The following is a 24,082-nucleotide window of genomic DNA, read 5'->3' on the forward strand; positions in this document are numbered from 1 at the left end:
TGTCGATTCCCTTCCCATTGCGGGACATAAACCGACCCTTCATTCCCCGGAAACTCAGTCACATACACAACCCCTAGCGTCTGAGGCAAAGATGCTGCCAGATCAATTTGAAGACTTCCGTCAGCTCTATAAACATCAAAGACTACATTAGTCATCCTGGCAGCCCCATTCGCAGGCGGAGCCGGGTCGCATCATAGATCGTCAGTAGGCGATTGGTGATGTTCATTCTGCCTTGTCCCGGTTGAGCGCCGTTGATTTCAAACGCCCCTGTCACGAAGTTGATCAAAATCCCCTGCTGGCCTGGAATGTAATTCGCACTCTTGAGCTCGCCGGTGATGATCAGGTTGATAATGTCGGCTTGGTTGATGATCGCGCTGTTCATGAACACCTGGCCGTTGTTGATCGCGAAGACCGACTTCGGCGTGCCTCCTGGCTGGTGCATGACGGAGAACAAGTTGGCCAGGAAGACAATCATGGATTGCATTCCCTCCGGAGTGTTCTCGACCGAAACGCCCATCCCCGCACCGTAGTAGACGCCGTTCACGTCAACGCCGACCTTGATGTTGCGCGTCGCGCGAATGTCTCCATTCAGTTCAACCAGAGCCTCGGCGTTATCCTCTACCATCGCCTTGGTGTCGCCCACCTGCGCAGTCAGGGTCTCGTTGTCACGCGCCAGCGCGGACACGTCGTCTGTGAGCGTCTCCACGGTGCGAACTACTCGCGCCAGGTTGCCGCCGACCTGCGCCTTCACCTCGTCGACCTGTTTGGCGATCGCCATGTCTGCCTGCGCAAACGCCGAGTAGATCGACCAAGCCCCAGCGTGGGAGCCGGTTTCGCCTGCGCGCCAGCCCTCGGTTGCGCCAGCCATCTTGGGCGAGACAGCCGCCTCTACGCCGAGAATTCGGCTCGCCATGGCAGTGAGCTCGCCGTTGATCTCCTCTACGCTGGTCTCGACGCCGTCCACGCGCACAGCAAGTGCCGTGACCATTTCCCCGAGAGACGCGTAGTCGCCCAGGTACTCCCAGAATGCGGCATCGCCCACCGGGGTGCCCGCTGGAACATCCACCTTCGCCCGGTACAACTTGCCTTCGTGCTTGACCAAGGTTCCGGCCAGGTAGGGCTGATCAGGCTTCCATTCTTCAGCGCCAGCAAGATCAGCCAACTGGGCGGACAGTGAATCGATCTGGCTCTGCAGCGCCTTGTCACCCTCCTTGAACCGCTCGTTGACCGACCCGGGGCCGTCGCCGCTGATCTTCCCGATCTCACTGAGTAGCTGTTGGCCAAGGTGGCTCTCTGTGATCTTGCCATCCAGATACTCGAGCACAGCCGACGAGTCGGCGCTCGACTGACCATAGACCCAATCGGACCACGGACCGATATTGCCCGTACGGTCGATCAGGCGCGCACGGAAGAACCGCACCACCGCCCCCGCCATGCCCGAGTTCAGGTAGGTGGTGGTCGGATAAGCGAACATCCCCAGCGCCACGGGGTTCTGCCCGCTGCTCTCGGAGGCCATCTCGATCTGGGTGTACGCCGTGTCATCAGCTCCTGTAGGGAAGCCCCACTGTAACCGGATGCCGAAGATTTCCGACGCTGTACGCAGGAACGACACCGCCGGCGGTGGCGTGGTCTTGCCCGCCACGTCGGTCAGCACCGAGGTGGTCGGGATCGAAGCCACATCCATCGCGTTCACGGCGCGCACGCGGGCCAGGTACTGGCCGGCATACACGCCCCGCACGTCAACCGAGAGCTCGCCAGTGCGCGGCACCTTGATCCAGTCGCGCGAGCCCCAGCGCCATTCCACGTCATACGCGACGGCGCCGGGTGCAGCGTCCCAACCGATGGTCATGGTGGTGACCGCAATGCCCTGGTCAACCGCCGAGTGGCTGCTGATCAGCACGCGCGCCGGCGCATCCTGCACGCCAGGCGGTAGCACGCTGATCGGCCGATCATCGATCATGGTCCCGTGATCGATGGCGTCAAACTTGCTCGGCTCGTGCTGGATCAGCTCCAGCTGGAAACGGGTCCATTCCGGCCGGGTCACGTTGCGAACGTAGAACTGCATCAGCTTCAGGTCGTCGTAATCGATCGCCCAGGCACACTCCGGCTGCGGTGGCTCGCTGAAGTCGGCAATCACGGTGATCTGGCGGCCCGAAACCGAGCGCACCTGCCGGGTTTCAGCCTTCCCGCTTGGCAGGTTGACCAGCAGCCTAGCGCCGGCGGGCACCTCAACGTCACGGTCGAGTGTCACAACACGCCCGGCGACAGCGGCGATCCGGCCGCCGTTGGCCCTGCCGGCCAGCATCGGGTCGGACAGCGCGATCACTGTGCCGGGCTTCGGGATGTACCCATCGAGGCCGACATTGATCGTTGCGCCGCGGGTCTGCAGTTGCTCGGTCAGCAGAGCCCACTTGCCGGCGCGTTGAGCCTGGCCCCTGCTGGTGCAGCCAACGGCCTCGACAGACACGTCGCGAACCCCATACTCGGCCATGGCGTCTTCGTCGAATACCGGCTCCTTGTCGGTCTCGAAGCCCTGGTCCGGGTCGTCGAACGACACCATGGCCAGGCTGTGCCGGTCGCGCCACTTGCTGCCGGTGTACTTGATCGCGCCGTCGCCGAGGATCTGCGACACGGTATAGGTGTAGACCGGGTCCTGCGGCATGTCGGCGTTCACGGCAATCTGGTTGCCGTCCCAGTAGGCCAGGCCATGGAAGATCGCGGCCAAGTCCTGCAGCACGGCCCAGGCCTCGGCCTGCTTCTGCAGGTAGAGGTTGCAGGTGAAACGCGGCTCCTGTCCGCCCTTCCCGTCCGGCACCAGTTGGTCGCACCACTGCGCGATCCGGTACAGCGACCAGCGATTGATCATGCTTGCGTCGATTCGGTCGCCGAGCCCGTAGTACGGGTGCAGCGCCAGGTCGTAGAAAACCCAGGCCGGGTTGTTGGTGTAAGCCTCCTTGAACGAGCCGTCCCAGATACCGCCGCTGGTACCGGCGCCGCTGGTGGCGTAGGTGCGGGTTGCCGGGTCGTAGTTCATCGGCACACGAACGATGCGGCCGCGCATCAGCACGGCAATCTTCGGGAAGTCGCCGCCGAACTGCTGGGCGTCGTACTCCACGCAGCCTACGGCGGTCAGCGGGTACTCCTGGTCGCTGTCGACCACCTCGGCGATCGCTTCCACGACCATCGTGTCTTGGACAAGGGAGCTGTTGGCCTCCGGCGTGATGCGGCGCGCGCGGATGGTCCAGCTGCTACCCTCCGGTAGGTCGATGCGGTGGGATCGCTCGTACTTGGTGACGTTCTTGCGGTCTACGTAGGACGCCAGCACCTGCTGGTACGGGCCTCCGTCGGTAGCCACGTCAATCGCATAGTCGATACGCACGCCGTTGATGTTGCCGCCACTGTCCTGAGCCTGCAGTACAGCCCACCCGAACCGCACGCGTGCCGCATCGATCACGGGGTTGTTGATCGAGTACACCCAGGGCGCGGTGGTGCGCAATTCCTGCGCGACCTGGATCTCGTTGCTGGACTCGGTCACACCTTCCAGGCGGTCTTGGTGCAGCTCACCCGACCGAAACTGCCACTTCACGCCTGGATAGTTGACCGTGCCGTCTTCGGCCACGAGCGGCGTCCCGTCGAGCTTGACCGAGCGCAGCCCGTTCACCGGCCCAACGATAGGCCCCCAGCTCCACAGGTAGAGCAGGCGCGCCGTGGAGATCGACGGCACGCTGTTCGAGGCAATGCTGGGCTGCTTCTGCTTCTTGGCGCCGCCCTTGTGCCCGACGACCTGGCGCCGCTGCGCCTTAGGCATGCGCGCCCTGCGCTTCACTTCTGCGCCCATTCATTCCTCCAGAAACAAAAAACCTGCCGAAGCAGGTCAGGTAATTCAGCTGGCTACAGCCGGTCTTGTGGGTACACCCCACCAGACTCGATCGCGCCGCCGATCTCGCGCTCGCCGTACAGGACGGGATAGGGGTTGCCCTGGGCGATGGTGGTGACGGCGCTGCCGAACCCATAGCTGGGGTTGTTGCCGTCCTCGTTGCGATCCAGGCTGCCGGTCTTGGCCGTAGGCGAGAGCATCTGCACGACACCGCCCAGCGCCAGCGCAGCACCACCAGCCATCAGGGCAATACCGACACCGGAGCTCAGGCCGCCAGTGAAGACCCCGGCGACCACCAGCACGGCGCCGAGCACCACCTGGAACAGGCCGCCTTGCTTGCTGCCCTGGATGATCGGCGCGATGCGGATCTCTTCAGCATCGCTGCCCTGCAGGTCCAGTTCCTCAGGCGCCAGGTTGCGGCGGCCGGAGAACACGGTGAACACCAGGCCGCGCTCCTCCCCTGTTGCGAGAAACTTCTCGAAGCCTGGCAGCATGATGCACAGCGCCTGCACCGCTTCTCGCGGGCTTTGCACGTCGAGGAGGTATTCGCGCCCGAAGTGCTTGCGCAGCACGCCGTAGAGCTTCACGGTGCGCTTCATGGCTGGTAGTCCTTGTGCCTGAGGATCAGTCGGCAGCGGTTGGCCATCGACCACCCGTAAATGTCGCGGGTCGAGGCGCGGCCAGCCATGTGGTGGTAGATGAACGGGCCGGACCCGCCAAGGGCTGGAGCGTCCTCGCTCACCAGCGCCGGCTCGTCACCGAGATAGATTGCAGCGTGGTTCGGGTGGAGGCATGGACGGCCAGGCGATGGCACCATGAAGACCAGCATGTCGCCACGGCGCGGCTCATTGACCTGGTAGAAGCCAGCGCCCTTGAAGTTGTCCTCGTACAGGCTCGGCCCCTCGGCCTCCTCCCACCACAAGTCCTTGCGCTCGAAGTTCGGCAGCGCCAGTCCGGCTTCGCGGGCGTACCAGTCGCGGCAGGCCCCCCAGCAGTCGAGCAGGCCGTGCGAGAAGTCCCGCCCCAGCAGCGGGGCGACGTAGCCGGAGGGCTTGAACCACTCCATATCCCCGCCTGGCCACGACACGATGCCCCAGGGCACTTCGTGCAACTCGCAGCTGACTCGGTCTGCCATGCTGGGGCGCGGGCTCGCATCAGGATGGCTGTGGATGATCGCCAGCAGGGTGCCGCGGTCTTCGGCCTGGGCCAGGTCTTCGTGGTGCAGCGTGAACTGGTCGCGCGGGGTACGTGCCAGGTTGCGGCATGGCACGTACTCGCGGCCGGCGTCGGTCTTGATCAGCACGCCGCAGGCTTCCGCCGGGTGCGCGCGTTCGGCATGCTCGCGAATCGCGGCCTGCAGCTGTTGGTTGATGCGCATGGTTACCTCGAACTTGCGATCAGGCTCGCGCCCATGGCGTCCACCTCATACAGCCGGATCTGGTTGCCCGGCTCGAGCTTCTGGATATCGGTCTCGAAAGTCATGGGGGCCTCAGAAAAAAGAAACCCCGCGAAGGCGGGGTCAGTAAGGGGTGAAGGCTTGCTTCATCGTGAAGCTGATCTTGGTCTGCCCCGCGCCCAGCGGGTCCAGCTTGTAGCCGTTGACCTTGAAGCGGGCGCGCAAGCCACTTGGCGAGGTCCAGAAGAACGACTTGTAGCCCTCGTGGCGATCGAGGAAGTCACGCATCTGGCGTAGTTCCTGACCCTCCTCAAGGCTGCCCACGGCTTGGTGCGTCCACTCCTCCGACTTGCCGTTGATGCCGGTACCGCCCGACTGGCTGTAACCGTCGCCGAAGTCGTTTTCCCACACGCGCTGTTTTACATCCCCGGAGGCGCCCACCCGGGTGCAGAAACTGAACTCCTCGGCCATTACCTCCTCCACATCGATCCGCCTTGGGCGAACTCCTCGTTCACCACCTCGCGGATGGTTTGCCTGAACGCTTGACCCATCATTTCGCCCTGGCGGCGCGCCGCTTCGTCGCTCATGCCTGGCTGGGCCTGAACGGTCACTGGTGCGTTAATGGTGATTCCCCCGCCCCGGCCCATGCCCCCGCCGGCTTCGTTCGCGCTGCGCAGGTAGTGGGTCAGGTCACGGTTCTGGTTGGGGTTCAGCACCCGCTCACCGCCATCAAGCAACCAGGTGCCTTCCCTGGGGATGTTGTCGATACCGTCGTGAGCCATACCCATCAGCGCAGTCGATGCCACACCTGCAACCATTGGCGCGGTAGCAGCAGCTGCAGCAAGAGCGGCTCCCGGCGCCAGCGCTGGACCAAAGACAGGAATTGCAGCAGTCGAAGCGTAGGCCGCAAGCTGGGCTTGGAATGCAGTAGCCTGTGCATTGGCTACCATCCCAATTCCCGCAGCTGACTGGGTCGTCTTGCCAACCAGCAACTGCACAGCCTGATACACCAGCCACTGGGCAGCCATGTCCGAAAGAGCGCCGACGAAGGACTTACCGAAACCGGTGATCATATCCACCAGCGCATCGCCGGCGTCCTTGGAACCGGTGGCCACGTCAGAGAGGAAAGAACTCAACTCCCCCTTGGCGCTCCCGAGAGTCGAAGTGGTGGCGTCGGCCGCCAGGGCTGAATAGTTGGTGGCTGCGTCAGCGAAGTTTTCCCAGGCGCTGGTGACACCATCCATCCAGTTGCTTTGCGCTTCGTCTACCTGGTTGTAGTAGTCCTGTTGCAGCACCAGGCGCGCGGCAAGGGCCTCGCTCAGCACCTCGGTTTCTTGAGCGTACAACTCGGCACTGATATCGCCGCTGTTGCGCTGCAAGACCAGTTCGCGCTGCTGGCGGTTGAAGTCCTCCTCAATCGCCAGGCGCTCCTTCAAGCGCTCCTTGTACTTGTCGCCGCGGCCCGCGCCAGCCAGGTCCTGATCGAAGCCGCTCCTGGCCGTCTGGTAGTCTTCGCCGACGTTGGCTCGGAAGGCGGCGAGCTTCTTCGCGTCCTCGTTCTCCTGCTTGATCTTCTTGAGCTGGTCGAGCTCAGCGGCGAGCCCTTTGAGGCGATCCTGCTGCTGAACGCTCAGCCCGCTCAGCTTGCCGGATTCGAGTTCGAACTGCAGCTTCGCCACCTCCGTGGCGTCCTTGCGTTTGTCGACCTCGGTATTGATGAGTGCGATCTGGCGCTGGTAGTCCTGCTCTGTCGTATCGAACTGCCCTTGAAGCTTCTTTGCTGCGGCCTCCGCGGCTTTGGCGGCATCCTGCTGGGCCCTTGTGATCGCTGTGAATGTTCCAGGCCCACTGGTTTTAAGCCTATCGAGAAGGTCTGCAAGTTCCTTGACCTGGTTGGTGCTACCAGATCCACCAGTCTTGGAGTCGAAGCTTGCCATGAGATCACCGTAACCGGTGATCAAGCTATCCATATGCTCTTTGGTGCCACCGATGACATTCCCCATGGCATCGATATTCTTGAAAGCATTGTAAATACGCACTGGCGGCAGATACCTATCCCACCACTTGGCGTCCTCTCCTCCTACCATTGCGTTGTCGAAGTCGGAAAGAGACTTTAAACCGACGCCCAACAGGTGAATCCCTGCAACTGTCCCGATTGCGAACTTTGCCAGTGCCTGGAGGCTCGCTGCCAGATCATCCGCGACTTTCTTCGCGACAACTCCATTGATGCTGGAATCACTTAACCGCCCAGCGAACTCCGCCATGCTTGGCAGCAGCGCTGCGGTTAGCTGATTTGTAATGCCGGAGATCGACTGATCGACAAGCCAGTTGGCAGCCTGCAGCTCTTTCGCCGCTCGAACCGTCTTCTCATCCATGATGGCGCCGGCTGCCTCAGCCGCATCGCCAAACCTTTTGAATCCTTCACTGTTGTTCCTGAGCAGGGGTAGCAGCAAAGTTGCGTCATTGGCGATAGCCTCCATATAGAAGGTCATATCGCTCTGGCTTACCTTCGCCTTTTCAAGACTTGATACATACAGCCCTAGTGCTTGGCTTCCACTAAGGTTACGAAACTGATCGGCCGTAACGCCTACTTTCGGCGCGATCTGCTCGAAGAAGTCCTTCATTTCTCCGCCGCCGGTATTAAGAAAATCACCGACCTTGTCATTCACATCCTTGAGAATGTCAGAGAGCTTGTCCTGCTCAACACCAACAAGTCTTGCGCCAGATGCAAGTTTTTGAAAGTCAGTAGTACTGACGTTCGCTACAGAAGCGAGTTTTGCAACCTCGGTTGCAGATTTGATCGCTGAAACGGTTATCGCCCCAAGAGCCGTAACCCCGGCGGCGAGACCTGCACCAACAGCCGCACCAAGCTTGGCTGCACTGTCGCTGATCTGCTTCATACGCTTTTCTGCAGACCGCCCAGCCTTGTCGAGACCCTGCTCGAACCCACCAACCTTGGCAATCAGGTCCAGCGTCAGCGTCCCCAACGACCTGTTTGCCATACTGCCTCCAAAAAAAAGCCCGCATTAAGCGGGCCTCCTTCATTGATTGAGTAACCTGGCCTTCTCTGCCTGGTATTCATCTTCCGTTAAATCTCCGGAAGCTTTCAGACGAGATATTCGCTCAAGGTCCTCGTACTTATTCGAGCCGCCAAATGCATTTTTTATTCGGGATGCACCAAACAAAGCCCATATCAAACAAATGACCCAAACCAAAATCGTCCAACCAAGAAAAAGGTTCATCATGAAAATGGTGGTATATCGTCCATGATTTCTATAAAAGGCAATCATCATTGGAACGAAGTAAATAACTAATGAAAGCGCAATCCCAAGCAAGTAACCGCCATACATGATTTCCACTCTGGTTCCCTCCGGCATAAACAGCCGGTCAATCTACCACCAAGCAGCCGAACTCCAAAGGATTGGGGCTATGCCCACTCGTCCATCGCCTGCTCCAGACTGAGCACCTTGAGGTCACCGTGAGGGGTGAAATCATCCGGGGTAAAGGGTTGTGGCCGCGCCTTCCTGTCACGGCCCTGGTTGGCCAGGATGGATGCAAGAAGCGCCACACCCCGCTCAACCCTCATCCCGAGGTGCAGCGATCCGCGTCGATCCCGGAACTTCACCCAGGATCGATATTCGCGCAGGCTCAGGTTTTCTTGCGCTTGCGCGATGGTGCAGCCTCCGACACCGGCGAGGACGAGCTCATGCCAGAGCTCGTCGAGGTCGGTGAGCTCGTCGTCTTTCCCAGGTTGTTGACCTCATGGATAGCTTGGAGCAGCGCCACGGTGAGGTTGCCATCGAGCGCGCCCATGCGCTTGGTGCTGTCCGGGTCTTTGGCCTGCTCATCCTTGTCGAGGGGGCCGTGCGTGATATCCAGCGCAGTGAACACTGGATTGCCTTCCTCGTCGCAGATCGCGGCTGCAATGCGCCCCGCGATACTGTCCTGTTTGCCGCCGGCGGCGAGCACATCGCTCACGGCGGTCTGGTAACCCAGCGGGCGCACGAACACCGTGGCGGTGATCGTATCGCTGCCCTGCCGCCAGCTGATCTCCTTTTCAACTGGCCGGCCGGTGAACGAACCCGCTTGGCGCAGGCTGTCGATATTGAGCTTCATTGGCTACCTCAAGCGGTCTTCTTGATCCAGGCGGAACCGCCCGAACGCTGGATGGATACCGCGGTGCTGACAACAGCGTTGGCGGCGAAGTCGAACGGGAAGTCGGCGACGTAGCCTTCGAAGACGAACCAGGTGCGCGAAGGAGGGAGAACGAAGTCTTCCTCGAGGTTGACCGAGGCGGTGGCCGCGGCGCCGGACCCGGAGCCGCCAGTGAAGCTTACGGTCGGCGCACTGGTGTAGCCGCTGCCAGGGTTGGTGATGTTGATCGCCACCACCCCGTCGTCGTCGAGCAGGGCCACGGCAGTCGCGCCGCTGCCGCCACCGCCGGTCAGGGTCACGGTCGGCGCACTGGTGTAGCCGCTGCCGCCGCTGGTGACGGCGATTGCGTCCAGGGCGCCCGCAGCCGCCAAGGTGGGGGCCGCGGTTCCGTCGGACCAGCCGACAGCCCACTTCTGGGTCGTGTCGCCGTTCTCTTCGGAGCGCTGATGCAGCCGCAGGTGGCTGGGGCTGTTGGGGTCCGCGTTGATGGTCAGCGATGCCTGTCCGGGAGTGCGCAGTCCCTTCTTGTAGGTGCGATCTCGGTCGCTGAGGCAAGTGTCCTCGATCTGCTCGGCAGGGGCGCCGCCTGGGTTGAAGGCTGTGGCGCATTCGACCTCCATCACAGTCGATGGGCCGTTGCCATTGAGGGGCGGCATCAGGGTGTATACCTGGGTGCCTTGGGTGAGAATCGACATGGTGATCTCCTGTCGGGCAAAGAAAAGCCCGCTCTAGGCGGGCTCGGTTGGCTCAACGGCGGACTATCCAGTCCACGTCGAAGCTTGTTCGGTAATTCTTGGTTGTTGGGTCTCGGCCCTCGCCGCCCCAGCGGGTGACGTAGGCGTGCAACTCAATTGCATCGCGGATCGCATCACGGACCTGGCGCACCGAGACGCCGGTGGTGCCGTACACGTCGACCTGCAGCGTTATGCTGTCAGCGTCTGGCCGGCCGGCCAGGAAGTTCTCCGGGCTGCCGCTCACCACCTGCCATACCGCGTACGGCTTGGCCACGGCCTCTGGAGCCTCGCCGAATGAGTAGAGCCTGAGGTTTGTCCCGGCTCCGAGCAGTGCCGTGACGGCCGCTGATTCGGTGCACAGCTGGGCAATTGGTGGGGTCATGAGGAAGCTGCCTTCTTTGCAGCGCGACGGATCGCGCGGTCGATCGCTTTTTCGTATTCGCTGACGAAGGTGCTGGTCGCTTGGCTGATGCTGTCTGCCAGCGCCGGCCGCATGAATGGCACGGCGGCCATCTTCTCGGTACCGAACTCGATCAAGCGCCAGTGCGGCGTCGGTGCGTTCGGACTGAGATCACCGCCATCCTTGAGCACGGCGCCATGCAGAACGCCGATCCGGAATCCCAGGTCGCCCGTCTGCTTGAACAACCGGCCATTCCAGCGCAGCGCGATGTTGTCAGCGATGGATCGGCCAGTGGCCTTGTCGTCGATCCGCTCGGCGCGCTCCTTGGCGTTCTGCACCACCACTTGGGCAGCCTTGCGTAGCGCGGCCCGGCCACCCTTGCGGCGAACGTCGTAGCTGACGGCGTCCAGCTTGCCGAGCAGGCTATCCAGGCCGGTGATGGTGAACTCAACGCCGTCAGCCATCCTTCACCCCCTTCGATACCAGGATGGTCAGATGCTCAAGCCCGGAATCATCGTCCTCCAGCGGTGGACCTTCTATGCTGTAGACCTCGCCGGCGTAGACGATGCGCATCGTAGGAAGAACGCCTTCGCGATAGCGAATGAGGAAGCGAGCCGAGGCCTCCGACTGCGCTGCCTTTGCCGCGATGAGGTCGCGGGCCGACAGTGGCGATTTCCGGGCATAGACCTCAGCGAAGAGTTGCCACACCGGTTCCCCGAACTCCAGAGTGACGGGATCGCGCGGGACAATCTTCTCCTCGATCCTGATGAGGTGCCGCAGTTGCCCCAGCCTCACGGGACACCCGGAACTTCATACGACGAGAGCAGCGCATCAACCCCGCCCGGCAGCTTGGTCGCGATGGTGCCGGTCACCACCTCCTCGCGGTTCTGGTCGAAATGCCCCACCAGCAGCAGGATCGCCGAAACTATATCCTCGGGCACGGCGTCGTAGCCTGCAGTGAAATCCACCTTCACAGCCATGGCTTGTCTGGCCGTTGCAGGCCAGCGACGGCCCTGGGCGGGGGTAACCTGCCCAAGGATCTCGAATGGGTTCACCAGGTAGCTCGCCTCGTCAAGAACCTGCTCAACCCCAAGCGGGTCGGTGTACGTGACCGCCTCTACGCTTTTCAGCGGCGGGCGCGGAACCAGGATGGCTCCAGGCGGGAAGCAGTCGAGATAGAGGCGCCAACGCTGCGTGAGGAAGGCGCGCTGCGTGATCTTCTCAGCCCGCGTCGTAGCGGCGCGGATGATACGGGCGACCTCGTCATCCTGGCCGGTATCAGCCGGGGCGATGCGCAGGTGCTTCTTGGCCACCTCGATCGATACGGGCTGCTCCGCAGGGCCTTCCAACAGTTGCAGCCCCATAAGGTCAGCCCTCCGCCTGCTCTTGCTCGTCTTCTGCCGAATGCTCGATCAGCTGGAAGCCGGCGGCCTTGCTGGCGGCCACCGCTTCCTTGCCTGCGTCGATGGAGCCCATCTTCTTCAGCTGATCAACCAGCTCGGCAGGGAACCCCACCAGTTGGCCAGGCGTGTACTGGCGACCATCGAGCGGGAACCCGCACAGGATGCGCACCGGCACCAGGTCTTTCTTTGCAGCCATGATTCAATCCTCGTGAAAGTGGGGTGGGTGGCGGGCCGGAGCCCGCCAGGCGCATCAGGTCGCCGAATGCTGGTAGTGCTTCACCGCAGCCGAGTCGGTCAGGTTGCCGCCGCTGCGCATGAAGGCCAGGAAGCCCACCTGCCCCTTCGAGGCGAAGGCGCTGTCGTCGAAGCGCATGAGGTTGACCTGCATGGCATCGCGGATCATGTACTTCGACAGGTCGCCGTAGATGATCGACTTCGCGTTCGCGGCCGGTGCGGGCATGTCGTTGTTCAGCGCGACTTCCTTGCCCAGCAGCAGGTCCGGCGCGCCGGCAGTGATGCCAGCCTCGTAGCCTGGGGTCCAGATCGGGCGGCCGGCGGTGTCTTTCAGCTTGCGCAGCAGCTTGCGGACGGTCTGTGCAAACATGAACTTGCAGTTGCCGGCCAGCTGATACGCTTCGTCCACGGATTCGAGCAGGTCGACCAGGTCGTCGTAACCGACGGTCAGGGTCTGGCCGGTCTCGCCGATCTTGCCGGCAGTAGATGCGGTGACGATGCCGCGCGGCTGACCGGTACCGGTGCCGGTGGTGAAGTGGCGGTTGGTGATGCGGCCCACGCGCGTGATGATGCGCTTGCGAATGAACGCCTCGATATCGATGGAACTGTCCTGCAGCAGCTCGATCGGTACCGCGATGATCTTGGAGCTGTACTTGAAGACGTTCAGGCCAACAGTGCCGAACGAAGGGTCGAGCGTGCTGGCCTGTGCGTTCTCCGCCAGGATTTCACCCTCCTCGCTGGTACCGTCCGAAGACGGGAAGCTAAGCGGGTTGCCCTGGGCGGTATTCAGGATCTCAGCAACCCCACGCATACCGCCGAACAGCTTCAGGGACTCGATCAGGCTCGACGCCACCGCAGACGGCACGGTGTAGCCGCCTTCGGCGCCGGTGGTGGTGCTCATGGTGTTGAAGAACTTGGCGGCCTGCTCGTTGGTGAATCCGCGCTCACCGCGGCGGGTCCAGGTGTCGAAGATGCCGATATCCGAGAGCAGGTCCTCGGTATTACGCTTGCCAGGCTTCTTCTCACCGTCACCGCCCTTATTGAAGTGCTGCTCGGCGGCGAGGTCCAGCACCTTTTGTTCGCGCTCGATCCGGCCGTCGAGGTCGGAAATCTCGCCGGTCAGGGTGTCGTACTTCGCCTGGTGCTCGGCGTTCCACGGCTTGTCTTTGGTGTCATTGAGCAGCTTTCGCGCCTCGATGGCCAGGCCGCTGCGGCGCTCGCGCATTGCTTGAATGGTCATAGGATCAGATCTCCAGATGCAAAAAAGCCCGCACTGGGCGGGCTGTGGTTACGCGACGGCGCGAGGCCTACGGCGCAATTTGTTCCAGCAGCGAAAGGCGGCGCTCCAAGGCTTCGCGGTTCACCGTGGGTTCGGGGCGCTCAGTGAGCGCTTTGGGGGCATTGCCGTAAGCGGCAAGGTTCCAGTGGTTCTGGGTTGCGGACTTGCCTTCAGCAAGGCGATCGATGAAGCCAGCGGCGAGCGCTTCGGCAGAGGTCATCCAGGTGGTGGCGGCCATCATGGCCAAGATCTCCTCCGACGACTTGCCGGTCTTGCGCTCGTAGTCCGCGCTAATGCTCGCGTCGACCTTGTCCAGCAGATCGGCCTGGTCGCGGAAGTCCTTGGCGTTGCCCATCTGGATGGTCCAGGCGTTATGGATCATGAAGAAGCTGCCGTCGGCGGCCTCGACCTCATCAGCCGCGATAGCAACATAAGTCGCTGCTGAGACAGCCTGGCCGTCAATGTGCGCGATCACCTTGGCCGGGTGCTGCTTGATGGCCTGGGCCATTGCTCGAGCATCGAACACATCACCGCCGGGGCTGTTGATGCGCAGGTGGATGGTATCCACGTCGAGGGCGGCCAGCTTCGGGACAAAGTCCTTGGCGGAGACGCCGCCATACCAGTCCTCGCCGATGATGTCGTAAAGGTAGACGGTCGCCTCACGCGCCTCGCTGACGATGCGGAACTCCCGCTTCGCGGCCTGGTTATTCTGGAATAGCTGGATCAGGTTCATCGGGCTGCGCCTCTGGGGGTTTTGCCGGCTTCTGCCCGGCACTCGGGAAATACAGTTTGTCGCCACCCTCGATCGGGGGCATGTTCTTCAGGCGGCGCACTTCGTTTACGGTCGACCAGCCCTGGCTGCCTGGGCCGCCGAGCGACTTGCCGAGCACTTCGGCCTCGGTCTTGCTGTCGCCGGCCAGCAGGCCGTCCCGGTTGAACTCGGTGAAGAACTGCGCCGACCTTGGCCACAGCTTGCGGTTCAGCTCCTGCTCGATGCGCCGCAAGTGCGGACCGAGGGTGTAACGGACGAAGCCGATCGACAGTTGCTCAATGCCGGTGCCCCAGCTTGTTGATGCCGAGGTTTCACCGATCATGTGCGGCGGCGCACCGAATGCTCGGGCAATCTCCACCACTTGGAACTTTCGGGTTTCAAGTAGCTGAGCGTCCTCGGCGGTGAGGCTCACCGGCTTAATATCGCCACCATTCACCAGCAGCATCGGCTTGTGGTGGTTGGTGCGGCCGGTGTACTTCTCGGTGAATTGCTGCCGCAGGTAGTTCTGCTGCTCATCGTTCGGTGACACGCCCTGCGGGTAGGTGATCACCACGCTCGGACTGGCACCGTTGCTGAAGAACTCGCCGGCATACTCGTCAGCAGCCAGGGCCGCCCCGACAGCCTGGCGGGCTGCGTAGCGAATCACCGACTCACCTTTGGTGCCGTCGAAACCGAAGCCAGGGAAGTGCAGTACGTCTTCTGCCTCCAGTCCGAAGTACCTGCCGTCGTCGTTGACGTAGTAGTGCAGCGTGTCACCCACCCGCACGATCGAGACGCACTCCCGCGGCAGCGGCATCAGCCGTACAGGTCGGCCGCCACGGTCGCGAACAATCTGTGCCAGGCCGTCGCCGCGCAGCAGCATCGAGGACAGCATCCACTCCCAGAACGAACAGGCAGTCAGGGTGGGATAAGGCGACTCGTTCAGCAGCCACCAAACGTCATGACTTACTCGCGTTCGCCCGCCGTCAGCTGTCCGCTCATAGATCGGCAGCGGCAGCAACGCCACCGCGCCGGCGATCAGTCGGCAGCAGGCATATACAGCAGCACTGCGCTTGGCGGTTTCAGGCCATCTTGGGTCGATGCCTTCGCGTGGATCGGCTTGAAGCTGGCCCCGGTCTGCACACGGCTGATGGACTTGGCCCACACCTCAAGGCCGAAGTGCTCTCGCAGATCTGCGTTCTTCTCCGTCATCCGCTTGGCGGCGTTGAAGATGATCGCCGCCTGGCCAAACGTTGTCGCGGCGCTGACGATCTGCGCGCCCTCCTCCGGCTCGCAGCACTCGCAGTACAGCAGGATCGCCGAGGACAGCGTGCTCTTGGCGTTCTTCCGGGCTACCGCGAACAGCGCCGAGGTAAAGCGCCGCGGGTGAAACTTCCCGTCGTCGCCCCAGCCTTCGGTGTACACCCACTGCCGTTTGCGAAAACCGAACAGCTGCACCACGAAGAAAATGTGCGACGGGTGCATCACGATGGTCGGCTTTTCCCACTTGCCTTCAACGTGGTGCAGTTTCTCGATGAAGTCGCACGGGTCAGAGGCATGAGCCTGGCTCCTTGTGAAGTTCAGCGCTGCGCGAGCTTGGCGCGCATGGCAGCGAGGGCCGTGTTGGCGACCTCAGGTGTACGGGTGCCGGCAACCTCGGCTGGAAGCGCCAACGGCATGGGCTGGAGTGGCTCACCTGCGACGATCCGGCGGACAGCAATCGTGTAGTTACGCTCGAAGAGCTTTTCGCTGGCATCTGACGGCAGCCGGTTCAAGTTCTCGAATCCGCACTCCTTGGCGGCGTGCCAGACAGCGTCGTGGGTCCAGCGCCCGCGACCGGCCATGGCTGGGTGCGCATTGCGCGTTGCTTCACGAAAAGCTGCGGCCAGGGCCGGCAGACCAAGCATTTCTGGCGATGGCTGGCACCACTCGATGAACGTGCCGGGCGCCGGGATGAACTCCCGTCCGGACTGTCGGCAGCGCATAAGGCCGAACTGCAGTTGCTCCGGCGAGCTGATCCCTGCCTCGAGAAAGGCTGTCAGCCACTGATGCTTGGCAGCATCGTAGGTAGCCTGATCTGGCCAGGCCTGCTTCCAAGCGCTGCAAATCGTTCGCAGGTCGCGGAAAAGGCCGTTGATCACTGCAGCGGTTTTCCGGTTGAGCTCAGCCCTGACCTCCTCGGGAATCCACTGGTCCGCGTGCGCCCGCTGGCCAGCCTGCACCTTGGCCCACAGGCCATGCGTTACGGTTGATACTTGGTTCACTGGCGCACCTCCTTCTCGATCCATGACGTGTCGTCGTCATCGAACGTGCTGCCTTGGGCTTGGGTACCCTGCTTGCCAGCGCGTGCGGCACGTGCGAGGTCGTTTCTCACCCAGCCAACAAGCGCCGCCACCCATTGCTTCTCGGTCTGGGCTAGACCCTTGGCGTCGTGATGGAGAACGAAACCGGAGATCGCGGAGTCGGTGAATTCCTGCAGGGTCAGCCCCGCACGCAGGGCGTATGCTTTCAGGATCGTCTGGTCAGGTTCCCACTGAAGCGTCATCTCGAACGGTTCGCGCAGAGAGTGAGTAGATTGGTTAAATGACGTATTGGGTGCAGCTGCTGCACCCCGTTGTGCGTTTTCCTGCACCCCGCTCTGCTGTGAGCTGCACCCCGTGCGGTTAGCTGCACCCCGTTCCTGTCGGGGTGCATTAGCTGCACCCCGTTTGATCTGAAGGTCATAGACGACAGGCCGGCGATCACGGCGGTCGATGTACGCTGCGGCGATGGCCTGATTGCCCTCAACGATCCAGCCAGCGGTCGCCAGTTCGTCAAGCTTGAGGCGAACGGTGCGCTCCGATAGGCCGGTGTCTTCGGACAGAGTTGCAGCAGATGGAAATGCGCCCCGGCCATCGCTGCCTGCATAATTCGCCAGGCAAAGCAGAACGTGGCGAGCAGCAGGGTTCTCCAGAGAGGATTTCGGGATCGCCAGCGCCCAGGTCATCGCTTGAACACTCACAGCGTGCCCCCAGCAGTCAGCTCGGCTATCCGCGCCAGCCCCTTCGGTGTAACCAGTACATCGAACGCCGCTCGGTCACTGCCGGTTTCCGGATCGGGCTTGAGGCCGGTCACCTTGTGCTTGAGCAGGCCCGCACTGATCCTTGGCTGGTACGCAATCCATCGCTTGGAACCGCGACGGCGGTAGATCCAGCGGTTTTCCTCGAGCCATCCGAACAGCTTCGACGGCGCCAGCTGGAGCTGTTTTGCGGCGTCTGTGACACAGATCGCCCCGCCGGCGCCTGCCAGACGAACGATTGCCGCGACCTTCGGGGCCTGCTTGGCAAGCGTTTCCTGAAGACGCTGGTTCTCCTCCGCCTTGTCGGCAGCCAGACGCAGAGCTTCGGCGAAATTCGTCGGTACCTGCAGGCGCCCCAGCACGCGAGCCTCGAGCTCTTGCCAGCGGTCGATGATCCTGGCCCGCAGTGTCGCGTTGTAGCCGGACACCAGCACCAGGGCATCGCGCTGGTTGAGAAGGAATTCGGGGTAGGGCTGGCCGTTCTGAGGGTGCACATAGAGGGTCTCCTCAGATTTGAGGACACCCCTTCTTGCCAAGGCCCGAGCGTCCCGAAGCACGTTGTCGTGACTCTTGCCGGTCAGTTCAGCGACCTCACGAGTAGACATCAGCCGGTGCGACTCGGCATGGCCAGGAACTGCCATGGCGGTGTGGGTATTGCTAGCATCGATTGCTCTATGCATAATCGACCTCGTTATGTTGTTGAAAAGACCGGGCTGCCACCCGGTTTTTTTTCGCCTGCGATTCAGGTACTGGATGGATCAGCAGGTGTTTCGGTCATCTACTGGCGCAATGCCAGGCCATCCATACTTAACTTGGTCAGGCTGCTGACTTCTTCGCCGCCTGATGGCAAAGCTCTTTCGCTGTCACCTCTCCGCCGGTCAGTTCCTCTGCGAGGAATGCTCGCTTTGCGCTCATGGTGGTGGTGCCGGTGAACCAGTACGAAACCGCCGCTTGGCTAACGCCCAGGGCTTCTGCGGTCTTCGCTTGCCCGCCAAAGAAATCGACGAGCTTTTCAATGGGGGTCATGGATTTAACTCCTGATAAGCGTGCTTATAATGTATGAATAAGGAGCCTTATTTGCAAGCCTATAAGTTGCCTTATAGATTTCCGGGCATGGAAACCCTCGCAGACCGAATCAAGGCAGCGCGCAAGCACGCGCAGCTGACCCAGCGCTCATTGGCCGAAAAAGTCGGTGTAGAGCAGCCCGTAATTTCTCAGTTGGAGACGGGGAAGAATCTCCGCAGCGTCCACCTAACCAAGATTGCCCAGGCGTGCAGGGTTAACCCCCTCTGGCTTGCCGAGGGGATTGGTCGGATGGACCAGACGGCATCGCAGCCAGCAAACGAGCCGGTAGCGCAAGAGCTGGAACTGCTTGGAGAGCTTTCTGCCTGGGATGAAGGTGATCCACTTGATGATGATGACTGTGAAGTGCCTTACTTCGCGGAGGTGGAGTTCTCTGGTGGCAATGGAATGACAGAAGTAGTGGAGGTCGCCGACCGTAAGCTGAGGTTCAGCTGCGCCACACTGCGAGCAGCAGGCGTCGACAAGAAGAGCGCCGCGGTTGCACGCGTCAAGGGCCGAAGCATGGAGCGTCTGATCCTAGATGGTGCGGCCATAGGATTTGACATGAGCGATACCTCAATCATTGATGGCGAAATCTACGCCTTCAACCATGGAGGACTGTTGCGGACTAAGTACCTATATCGCCTCCCCCAGGGCGCCGTCCGGATCAGTAGTGAGAACGACGACGAGTACCCCGATGAGGTAATGACTGCCGAGCAGTGGCAGGATGAGGTTCGCATGCTTGGCCGAGTATTCTGGTGGTCAACCGTGCGCAGATCCCCCCGCCGAAAGTAACTCCCCTTTCTTGGAACAGCCCGCCTCGAGCGGGCTTTTTCATGCCTGTCAGAATTTTTATAAGGAGGCTTATTGACACAAGAGATAAGCGTACTTATATTTTGGTCATTGCCGGATCAACACCGGCCACAGCGAAGGCAGCGATGAACCGGCCTAAACGGTTCAGAGGGTTGGCAACTGACCCGGGCGTGCAGCGTAAAGCGCGAAACCAGTTATCCGTCGGGCATGGAGCCGCGGCCGGAGTCAACAACCAGAATATTGCCGCGCGACCGACGCCAGTAGCGGGTCGCGGCAGATTTCACTGGCTGGCCTTGGGTACAGGGCCAGACGGGAAATCAACCGAGGACACACCAATGGTCACCCCTGAAACCGCAGAACGCATGAGCCATAAGCTGGTTGAGGCCTACATCAACGCTTGCAAGCCGCGCGACATGGACGACGTACTCGGCCTGACCTTAAAGCTGATCAGCATGGCCGGCCTGTCGTTGGCAGCCACCCATGGCAAGGAAGAGGCCGTGGCCCTGATCCACAGCGTTGCCGAGCATGTTGGTGAAAACGCCCACCGCAGTCACGCGCAGATCATCCACTCGCACTGACTCCCTGGCAGCCGTAAAGAGGGCCCGACTCACCTGGTCCCCCATCACCAGGCTGCATCGGAGAGCCTTCCCGACCCTACACAAGCGTGTTCAGGGAGACAGGCGGGATCGGCTCTCCAATGCAGCCACCCCAAGGAAAATCATGGAAACGATCAATCACGGATCATGGACCGGTCACCTTGGCCGTGGCCTGGCCCCTCGCGAGCTGGAGGCCCTTCTAGGTGTCGCCCAGGGCATGACTGCAAAAGAGATCGCCCGGGGCATGGGTATCACACCAGGCACGGTCGCGAATCGACTGGAAAACGCGATGTTCAAGCTCGGCGTCGGCCGGCGCACCGCCGCCGTAGCTGAAGCCATGCGCCGGGGCGTCATCAGCCCGCTGTGCTTCGTTCTAGCAGCGTTCATCGCGCTGCACGCAATGCTCGATGACGGTGACCCGATGCGCCGTGACCGCCGCGCCCCCGAGAGACGCATCGCCCAGGTGCGCATCATCCGCAAAGCAGAAGCCCTCGAATACCACGCCTGAATGAGGATTCCTCAATGAACCAAGCCATGCGCGAAAGCGCTCACGGGCTGGCCAATCTGTGCCTGCTCGCCAGAAAGGCTACCGCCCACTTCTATGCGCGGATAGGTCAGCCAGCACCAGCGCGCCGCCCGCGTTTTCGGGCTGTCCCGAAGGGTAAGGCCTGGCACATTGTCGAGTTGTCCACGGGCAAGACGCGGGGCTTCTGCTTCAGCGAGGCTGCCGCCAGCGTTTTCGTCGAGGCAATGGAGGTAGCCGCCAGGCAGAAGCTGGTGGGCCGACAATGAAGAAGCGCAAGCCACACAGCATGGCCGCGCGTATGGACAGGGCACGTCGAGCCTTGATCAGCACCAACCATGCGGCAGTGGTGAACATCGACCCGAGCGGCCAGCAGGTGCTGATCAACCTGAGAAACCGGCGACAGATCGTCAGCCGCACCATCGTCGACGCCGTGTGCGACATCGCGCATCGCTGGACCATCTACCTCAGCGTGCTTTGCCGGACCGAGTTCGGCGAGCGCTACCACAAATCGATTGAGGTCGCGCCCCAAGGCAACTACCGCGCCGATCACCTCACCGATGTGATCGAAGCCACCTACACCGAGTTGCGCGCCACCGCGAATCCAAACCACCTGGTGGCCTCCGGCTGGATCGCCATTCCCTTCGACACAACGCTCGACGAAGCAGAGGCCGCCAAGATCTTTGCCGCTGTCGGAGCCTGGAGTCAGCAAAAAGCAGCATGAAACGCACCACCTCACGCGCCCGGCACGGCCGGCGCCAGCAATTCATCACCCTGCCGCCCAGCGGCATCCTTCCCGTGGAGACGAAGCAATGCCAACCCCAACCAATACCGCAGAGTTCTTCGAAGAACTGAACGGCGGCGCCTTCGCCAGCCAGATCGGTCACGCCCTATCCGAGGTCGCCGCCGGCGTCGTGGACCACGGCAAAGCCGGCAAGGTGGTCATCACCCTCGACTTCAGCCAGATCGGCGAGTCGGCTCAGGTCAAGATCAAGCACAAGCTTGCCTTCAAGGCGCCGACCAAACGCGGCGACCGCAGCGAGAACACCAGTCTCGACACGCCGATGCACGTCAACGCCGGCGGCAAGCTCTCCCTCTTCCCCGAAAAGCACGACCAGCTCTTCACCCGCGAAGAAGCGCCGGTACACCCGCGCTCCTGATCCCCTATCCCACCCCGCAACCCCAGCGATCGACAAGGAAATAACGCATGACCATCAGCAAAGAAGCCCTGCAGTACATCGGTGACCTGGCCCTGGCTGGCGCAGCAAAGAGCCTCCCCACCAACACCCCGGTAGCTCTGGTGCCGGACAGTTCCAGCGTCGTAGATCTGGAGAAGTACCAGTCCGGCCGCAGCCGCTTCCGTGGCACCTACGCCACCCACTCCCTGGCCGACTTCGGCGCCTATGTTGTCGAGCGTGCAGCGCCGGACGCCCGCGGCTTCATCGATCAAGACGCCATGCGCTGCGTTGTGCTGTTCAACATCGGCACACCGGCAACCCCTGGCCATGCCGACGACCGCGCGGTGCTCGCTCTGAAGGCGACCGCAGCCTACGCCGCGGTCCAGGCGGTGACCGACACCAACCTGAGCCAGAAGCAGCTCAGCGACTGGATCGAGGACTGGAGCCAACACCTGGCCGCGGTGAGCGATGAAGGCGAAAACATGTCGCTGGCCAAGGCCATCGCAGCGGTGCGCACCATCACCGTCAAGGCGCGCTCGGAAAGCGATCACTCGGTCTCCGAGACCAGCGCCAGCCGCAGCGCCTTCGACGCGATCGAGGCCAGCAGCAAGGAAACCCTGCCGGCCTGGCTGCTGGTTCAGCTCACCCCGTATGAAGGCCTGGGCACCCACGAAATCAAGCTGCGCGTCTCGGTGATCACCAGCGGGTCGGCACCGGTGCTGAAACTGCGCTGGGTCGGCGAGGAAACCCAGCGCGAGGCGATCGCCCAGGAGTTCAAGGACTACCTGGCGAAGAGCATCCAGGCCTCGGCCAAGCTGGCGCTGGGCACCTTCGACGCGAAGTAATGCAAACAGAGGCTCTGCTCAGCGGGGCCTCGATCCATCCCGAACTCCCCTAATTCTCAGAATCACGCCGCCCAGGCGAGGACCGCCCATGGCCGCCTACTACAACGAGATCGACCCGTACGCGGCTCAGTGGCTCCGCAACCTCATTGCCGCAGGTCACATCGCGCCGGGCGACGTAGACGAACGCTCGATCGAGGATGTGCACCCCGATGACCTCAAGCCATACACCCAATGCCACTTCTTCGCCGGCGTCGGCGTTTGGTCCTACGCCCTTCGTCGCGCCGGCTGGCCAGATGATCGACCTGTTTGGACCGGTTCCTGCCCGTGCCAACCTTTCAGCGCGGCAGGCGCGGGAGCTGGGTTTGATGACCAGCGGCACCTGTGGCCCCACTTCCATTGGCTCATCAGCGAGCGCCAGCCTGCAATCGTCTTTGGAGAGCAGGTTGCAAGCAAGGACGCAGAGCCTTGGCTCGACCTTGTACAAGCTGACGTGGAAGCCTTGGATTATGCCTTCGGGGCTATCGCGTTCCCGTCTGCGGGCGTCGGTTCGCCGCATATCCGAGACCGCACGTACTGGGTGGCCGACGCCAACCGCCGCGCTGGCAGAAAAGGGCGTGCGCACGTTCGAGGGGGGGTTGCTCGAGGCGATGCGGAACCACGGTCCGGACTTGGCAGCAGCGGCGTGCTTGTCGGGATGGACCACACCAACAACCCGCGACTGGAAGGACACTCCGGGGATGGTGGCCCAGCGGGACGGCAAGGATCGAAACGATCAGTTGCCGAGACAGGCCTATCTGGCAGGTTGGCCAACCTGCACGGCGACCGATGCCATCAAGCAGGGCAACGTGACTCCTCGACCGGGAATGATGGGGCTATCGGAGACGGTAGCCCTTCTGCGCGACTCGCCACAGCCGGTCCGGTTAACGGCCTGTGGGCAGATGCTGACTGGCTCTTCTGCCGGGATGGAAAGTGGCGGCCAGTTGAACCCGGCACATTCCCGCTGGCTCATGGGGCTGCCTCAAGAGTGGGACGACTGCGCGCCTACGGAAACGCCATCAATGCTGAAGCGGCAACGCAGTTCATAGCCGCGTATCTCGAATCCATTTGAAGCCACTACGGCGAGGTATCCCCATGCCCACAGAAAACCGATCCAGCAACACAGAGATGGTCAGCGTGCAAGCAACCATTGAAGCTCTTGAGGAGGCGTATGCAGGCGACGGTGCGCTTGAATTCATGAACGACGCTGCTCAACTCCTGCGCCAGTTTCAGGCCAAGCCAGCCCAGCACCAGAGCGAGCCGGTGGCGTTGAAGTGCTGGAGCTGCAAGGCAGAGTTCACGCTGAAAGAAAGGGCAGACTGCGACGGATGCTGCTGGAAATGCGGCGTCGAAATCGATCTTGAAGATTATGCAGCGAAGTTCGCTGGCGAGGTTGAGCGGCTGCGCGAGGTCAGCAAGCACTCTGACGCGCAGATCATGCGGCAGAGCATGCGCATATCGAATCAGCGCGCCCAACTGGCCGAGCGGGATGTAGTGCTGGCTGAGATCGCGAAGCGGCACTGGTCCGGCGTTGATTTCGATCTGCCCGCAGATCTCGCCGCCCGGATCAAAGCCCTATCCGGCAGCGCCTAGCAGGCCAGCACGCACAAGGGCATCGATCAGAAACACGACAGCAGTCACCAGATGGATCACTTCGGTTGTTCGCTTCATAGCTCGCTCCGAGCAGTTGTTTGGCGCTCGAAGCTGACGATGCGCTGGCGGTAGTGCTCGATGGTCTGGAC

The 24,082-nt window shown here is 62.0% G+C and carries 31 protein-coding genes; 9 read left to right on the forward strand and 22 right to left on the reverse strand.

Going from position 1 to position 24,082, the window contains the following annotated elements:
* Positions 1–151: 151 nt before the first annotated feature.
* From AC2CGW_RS02740 to AC2CGW_RS02845, 22 genes are all read right to left on the reverse strand, one after another.
* On the reverse strand, positions 152–3,838 hold the full coding sequence (locus AC2CGW_RS02740; protein WP_484573495.1) for a TipJ family phage tail tip protein: 3,687 nt from the start codon (positions 3,836–3,838) through the stop codon (positions 152–154).
* Positions 3,839–3,891: 53 nt separating this feature from the next.
* Positions 3,892–4,476, reverse strand: coding sequence for a tail assembly protein (locus tag AC2CGW_RS02745; protein ID WP_484573496.1), 585 nt, complete (start codon positions 4,474–4,476; stop codon positions 3,892–3,894).
* Entirely contained in the window at positions 4,473–5,255 is a 783-nt protein-coding gene (locus AC2CGW_RS02750) for a C40 family peptidase (protein ID WP_484573497.1), read from the reverse strand. The genes AC2CGW_RS02745 and AC2CGW_RS02750 overlap by 4 nt, the downstream gene beginning before the upstream one ends.
* Positions 5,256–5,396: 141 nt before the next feature.
* The gene (locus tag AC2CGW_RS02755; RefSeq protein WP_054925847.1) at positions 5,397–5,744 is read right to left on the reverse strand and encodes a phage tail protein; all 348 of its coding nucleotides are present in this window, start codon (positions 5,742–5,744) and stop codon (positions 5,397–5,399) included.
* Positions 5,744–8,275, reverse strand: coding sequence for a phage tail tape measure protein (locus AC2CGW_RS02760; protein ID WP_484573498.1), 2,532 nt, complete (start codon positions 8,273–8,275; stop codon positions 5,744–5,746). Before AC2CGW_RS02760 ends, AC2CGW_RS02755 begins: the two co-directional genes overlap by 1 nt.
* 39 nt (positions 8,276–8,314) lie before the next feature.
* Entirely contained in the window at positions 8,315–8,623 is a 309-nt protein-coding gene (locus AC2CGW_RS02765) for a superinfection immunity protein (protein WP_484573679.1), read from the reverse strand.
* A 77-nt stretch (positions 8,624–8,700) separates the two neighbouring features.
* Positions 8,701–8,946, reverse strand: coding sequence for a phage tail assembly protein T (locus AC2CGW_RS02770; protein ID WP_484573680.1), 246 nt, complete (start codon positions 8,944–8,946; stop codon positions 8,701–8,703).
* A complete protein-coding gene (locus tag AC2CGW_RS02775; RefSeq protein ID WP_484573499.1) occupies positions 8,922–9,389 on the reverse strand; it encodes a phage tail assembly chaperone family protein, TAC in 468 nt (155 codons plus the stop codon). The genes AC2CGW_RS02770 and AC2CGW_RS02775 overlap by 25 nt, the downstream gene beginning before the upstream one ends.
* Positions 9,390–9,397: 8 nt before the next feature.
* Positions 9,398–10,123: a phage tail tube protein gene (locus AC2CGW_RS02780; RefSeq protein ID WP_484573500.1), complete on the reverse strand. Its 726-nt coding sequence runs from the start codon at positions 10,121–10,123 to the stop codon at positions 9,398–9,400.
* 52 nt (positions 10,124–10,175) lie between these two features.
* On the reverse strand, positions 10,176–10,544 hold the full coding sequence (locus AC2CGW_RS02785) for a DUF3168 domain-containing protein (protein ID WP_484573501.1): 369 nt from the start codon (positions 10,542–10,544) through the stop codon (positions 10,176–10,178).
* Positions 10,541–11,026, reverse strand: a complete 486-nt coding sequence (locus AC2CGW_RS02790) for an HK97-gp10 family putative phage morphogenesis protein (protein ID WP_484573502.1) — start codon at positions 11,024–11,026, stop codon at positions 10,541–10,543. Before AC2CGW_RS02790 ends, AC2CGW_RS02785 begins: the two co-directional genes overlap by 4 nt.
* Positions 11,019–11,357 carry a phage head closure protein gene (locus AC2CGW_RS02795; RefSeq protein WP_484573503.1) on the reverse strand — a complete coding sequence of 113 codons (339 nt, stop codon included), beginning with the start codon at positions 11,355–11,357 and terminating at the stop codon, positions 11,019–11,021. Before AC2CGW_RS02795 ends, AC2CGW_RS02790 begins: the two co-directional genes overlap by 8 nt.
* Positions 11,354–11,926 (reverse strand): head-tail connector protein, encoded by a 573-nt coding sequence (locus AC2CGW_RS02800; protein ID WP_484573504.1) that lies wholly within the window; start codon positions 11,924–11,926, stop codon positions 11,354–11,356. The genes AC2CGW_RS02795 and AC2CGW_RS02800 overlap by 4 nt, the downstream gene beginning before the upstream one ends.
* Before the next feature lie 4 nt (positions 11,927–11,930).
* The gene (locus AC2CGW_RS02805; protein WP_484573505.1) at positions 11,931–12,161 is read right to left on the reverse strand and encodes a hypothetical protein; all 231 of its coding nucleotides are present in this window, start codon (positions 12,159–12,161) and stop codon (positions 11,931–11,933) included.
* Between the two features lie 54 nt (positions 12,162–12,215).
* A complete protein-coding gene (locus tag AC2CGW_RS02810) occupies positions 12,216–13,439 on the reverse strand; it encodes a phage major capsid protein (RefSeq protein WP_484573506.1) in 1,224 nt (407 codons plus the stop codon).
* 67 nt (positions 13,440–13,506) lie between these two features.
* Positions 13,507–14,211 carry a head maturation protease, ClpP-related gene (locus AC2CGW_RS02815; RefSeq protein WP_484573507.1) on the reverse strand — a complete coding sequence of 235 codons (705 nt, stop codon included), beginning with the start codon at positions 14,209–14,211 and terminating at the stop codon, positions 13,507–13,509.
* Entirely contained in the window at positions 14,183–15,256 is a 1,074-nt protein-coding gene (locus AC2CGW_RS02820) for a phage portal protein (RefSeq protein WP_484573508.1), read from the reverse strand. The genes AC2CGW_RS02815 and AC2CGW_RS02820 overlap by 29 nt, the downstream gene beginning before the upstream one ends.
* Before the next feature lie 11 nt (positions 15,257–15,267).
* Positions 15,268–15,714, reverse strand: coding sequence for a terminase large subunit domain-containing protein (locus AC2CGW_RS02825; RefSeq protein WP_484573509.1), 447 nt, complete (start codon positions 15,712–15,714; stop codon positions 15,268–15,270).
* Between the two features lie 95 nt (positions 15,715–15,809).
* A complete protein-coding gene (locus AC2CGW_RS02830) occupies positions 15,810–16,493 on the reverse strand; it encodes a replication protein P (protein WP_484573510.1) in 684 nt (227 codons plus the stop codon).
* A complete protein-coding gene (locus tag AC2CGW_RS02835; protein ID WP_484573681.1) occupies positions 16,490–17,215 on the reverse strand; it encodes a DnaT-like ssDNA-binding domain-containing protein in 726 nt (241 codons plus the stop codon). Before AC2CGW_RS02835 ends, AC2CGW_RS02830 begins: the two co-directional genes overlap by 4 nt.
* 11 nt (positions 17,216–17,226) lie before the next feature.
* Positions 17,227–17,967, reverse strand: a complete 741-nt coding sequence (locus tag AC2CGW_RS02840) for a Rha family transcriptional regulator (protein WP_484573511.1) — start codon at positions 17,965–17,967, stop codon at positions 17,227–17,229.
* Positions 17,968–18,103: 136 nt separating this feature from the next.
* Positions 18,104–18,313 carry a Cro/CI family transcriptional regulator gene (locus AC2CGW_RS02845; protein ID WP_484573512.1) on the reverse strand — a complete coding sequence of 70 codons (210 nt, stop codon included), beginning with the start codon at positions 18,311–18,313 and terminating at the stop codon, positions 18,104–18,106.
* A 51-nt stretch (positions 18,314–18,364) separates the two neighbouring features.
* Here AC2CGW_RS02845 and AC2CGW_RS02850 point away from each other — a divergent pair, with 51 nt between their 5' ends.
* The 9 genes from AC2CGW_RS02850 to AC2CGW_RS02890 all read left to right on the forward strand — a co-directional run bounded on the left by AC2CGW_RS02850 (position 18,365) and on the right by AC2CGW_RS02890 (position 23,933).
* On the forward strand, positions 18,365–19,144 hold the full coding sequence (locus tag AC2CGW_RS02850) for an XRE family transcriptional regulator (protein WP_484573513.1): 780 nt from the start codon (positions 18,365–18,367) through the stop codon (positions 19,142–19,144).
* Positions 19,145–19,497: 353 nt separating this feature from the next.
* Positions 19,498–19,740, forward strand: coding sequence for a hypothetical protein (locus tag AC2CGW_RS02855; RefSeq protein ID WP_484573514.1), 243 nt, complete (start codon positions 19,498–19,500; stop codon positions 19,738–19,740).
* A 142-nt stretch (positions 19,741–19,882) separates the two neighbouring features.
* On the forward strand, positions 19,883–20,266 hold the full coding sequence (locus AC2CGW_RS02860) for a response regulator transcription factor (protein WP_484573515.1): 384 nt from the start codon (positions 19,883–19,885) through the stop codon (positions 20,264–20,266).
* A gap of 14 nt (positions 20,267–20,280) precedes the next feature.
* The gene (locus AC2CGW_RS02865) at positions 20,281–20,550 is read left to right on the forward strand and encodes a hypothetical protein (protein ID WP_484573516.1); all 270 of its coding nucleotides are present in this window, start codon (positions 20,281–20,283) and stop codon (positions 20,548–20,550) included.
* The gene (locus AC2CGW_RS02870) at positions 20,547–21,005 is read left to right on the forward strand and encodes a hypothetical protein (protein ID WP_484573517.1); all 459 of its coding nucleotides are present in this window, start codon (positions 20,547–20,549) and stop codon (positions 21,003–21,005) included. Before AC2CGW_RS02865 ends, AC2CGW_RS02870 begins: the two co-directional genes overlap by 4 nt.
* Positions 21,006–21,093: 88 nt before the next feature.
* The gene (locus AC2CGW_RS02875) at positions 21,094–21,441 is read left to right on the forward strand and encodes a hypothetical protein (RefSeq protein ID WP_372822464.1); all 348 of its coding nucleotides are present in this window, start codon (positions 21,094–21,096) and stop codon (positions 21,439–21,441) included.
* A 47-nt stretch (positions 21,442–21,488) separates the two neighbouring features.
* The gene (locus AC2CGW_RS02880; RefSeq protein WP_484573518.1) at positions 21,489–22,304 is read left to right on the forward strand and encodes a DUF2303 family protein; all 816 of its coding nucleotides are present in this window, start codon (positions 21,489–21,491) and stop codon (positions 22,302–22,304) included.
* A gap of 88 nt (positions 22,305–22,392) precedes the next feature.
* Positions 22,393–23,412: a DNA cytosine methyltransferase gene (locus AC2CGW_RS02885; RefSeq protein WP_484573519.1), complete on the forward strand. Its 1,020-nt coding sequence runs from the start codon at positions 22,393–22,395 to the stop codon at positions 23,410–23,412.
* Between the two features lie 23 nt (positions 23,413–23,435).
* A complete protein-coding gene (locus AC2CGW_RS02890) occupies positions 23,436–23,933 on the forward strand; it encodes a hypothetical protein (protein ID WP_484573520.1) in 498 nt (165 codons plus the stop codon).
* Positions 23,934–24,082: the final 149 nt, after the last annotated feature.

The organism is Pseudomonas sp. SYWMCR5, from assembly GCF_057197165.1.

Coding starts and splice junctions, on each gene's coding strand:
- AC2CGW_RS02855 (WP_484573514.1), top strand. CDS start 19,498: ATGGTCACCCCTGAAACCGCAGAACGCATGAGCCATAAGCTGGTTGAG.
- AC2CGW_RS02825 (WP_484573509.1), bottom strand. CDS start 15,714: ATGCACCCGTCGCACATTTTCTTCGTGGTGCAGCTGTTCGGTTTTCGC.
- AC2CGW_RS02845 (WP_484573512.1), bottom strand. CDS start 18,313: ATGACCCCCATTGAAAAGCTCGTCGATTTCTTTGGCGGGCAAGCGAAG.
- AC2CGW_RS02880 (WP_484573518.1), top strand. CDS start 21,489: ATGACCATCAGCAAAGAAGCCCTGCAGTACATCGGTGACCTGGCCCTG.
- AC2CGW_RS02740 (WP_484573495.1), bottom strand. CDS start 3,838: ATGGGCGCAGAAGTGAAGCGCAGGGCGCGCATGCCTAAGGCGCAGCGG.
- AC2CGW_RS02875 (WP_372822464.1), top strand. CDS start 21,094: ATGCCAACCCCAACCAATACCGCAGAGTTCTTCGAAGAACTGAACGGC.
- AC2CGW_RS02745 (WP_484573496.1), bottom strand. CDS start 4,476: ATGAAGCGCACCGTGAAGCTCTACGGCGTGCTGCGCAAGCACTTCGGG.
- AC2CGW_RS02785 (WP_484573501.1), bottom strand. CDS start 10,544: ATGACCCCACCAATTGCCCAGCTGTGCACCGAATCAGCGGCCGTCACG.
- AC2CGW_RS02805 (WP_484573505.1), bottom strand. CDS start 12,161: ATGGCTGCAAAGAAAGACCTGGTGCCGGTGCGCATCCTGTGCGGGTTC.
- AC2CGW_RS02885 (WP_484573519.1), top strand. CDS start 22,393: ATGGCCGCCTACTACAACGAGATCGACCCGTACGCGGCTCAGTGGCTC.
- AC2CGW_RS02755 (WP_054925847.1), bottom strand. CDS start 5,744: ATGGCCGAGGAGTTCAGTTTCTGCACCCGGGTGGGCGCCTCCGGGGAT.
- AC2CGW_RS02790 (WP_484573502.1), bottom strand. CDS start 11,026: ATGGCTGACGGCGTTGAGTTCACCATCACCGGCCTGGATAGCCTGCTC.
- AC2CGW_RS02815 (WP_484573507.1), bottom strand. CDS start 14,211: ATGAACCTGATCCAGCTATTCCAGAATAACCAGGCCGCGAAGCGGGAG.
- AC2CGW_RS02840 (WP_484573511.1), bottom strand. CDS start 17,967: ATGCATAGAGCAATCGATGCTAGCAATACCCACACCGCCATGGCAGTT.
- AC2CGW_RS02890 (WP_484573520.1), top strand. CDS start 23,436: ATGCCCACAGAAAACCGATCCAGCAACACAGAGATGGTCAGCGTGCAA.
- AC2CGW_RS02800 (WP_484573504.1), bottom strand. CDS start 11,926: ATGGGGCTGCAACTGTTGGAAGGCCCTGCGGAGCAGCCCGTATCGATC.
- AC2CGW_RS02750 (WP_484573497.1), bottom strand. CDS start 5,255: ATGCGCATCAACCAACAGCTGCAGGCCGCGATTCGCGAGCATGCCGAA.
- AC2CGW_RS02810 (WP_484573506.1), bottom strand. CDS start 13,439: ATGACCATTCAAGCAATGCGCGAGCGCCGCAGCGGCCTGGCCATCGAG.
- AC2CGW_RS02865 (WP_484573516.1), top strand. CDS start 20,281: ATGAACCAAGCCATGCGCGAAAGCGCTCACGGGCTGGCCAATCTGTGC.
- AC2CGW_RS02760 (WP_484573498.1), bottom strand. CDS start 8,275: ATGGCAAACAGGTCGTTGGGGACGCTGACGCTGGACCTGATTGCCAAG.
- AC2CGW_RS02870 (WP_484573517.1), top strand. CDS start 20,547: ATGAAGAAGCGCAAGCCACACAGCATGGCCGCGCGTATGGACAGGGCA.
- AC2CGW_RS02775 (WP_484573499.1), bottom strand. CDS start 9,389: ATGAAGCTCAATATCGACAGCCTGCGCCAAGCGGGTTCGTTCACCGGC.
- AC2CGW_RS02835 (WP_484573681.1), bottom strand. CDS start 17,215: ATGACCTGGGCGCTGGCGATCCCGAAATCCTCTCTGGAGAACCCTGCT.
- AC2CGW_RS02765 (WP_484573679.1), bottom strand. CDS start 8,623: ATGTATGGCGGTTACTTGCTTGGGATTGCGCTTTCATTAGTTATTTAC.
- AC2CGW_RS02780 (WP_484573500.1), bottom strand. CDS start 10,123: ATGTCGATTCTCACCCAAGGCACCCAGGTATACACCCTGATGCCGCCC.
- AC2CGW_RS02860 (WP_484573515.1), top strand. CDS start 19,883: ATGGAAACGATCAATCACGGATCATGGACCGGTCACCTTGGCCGTGGC.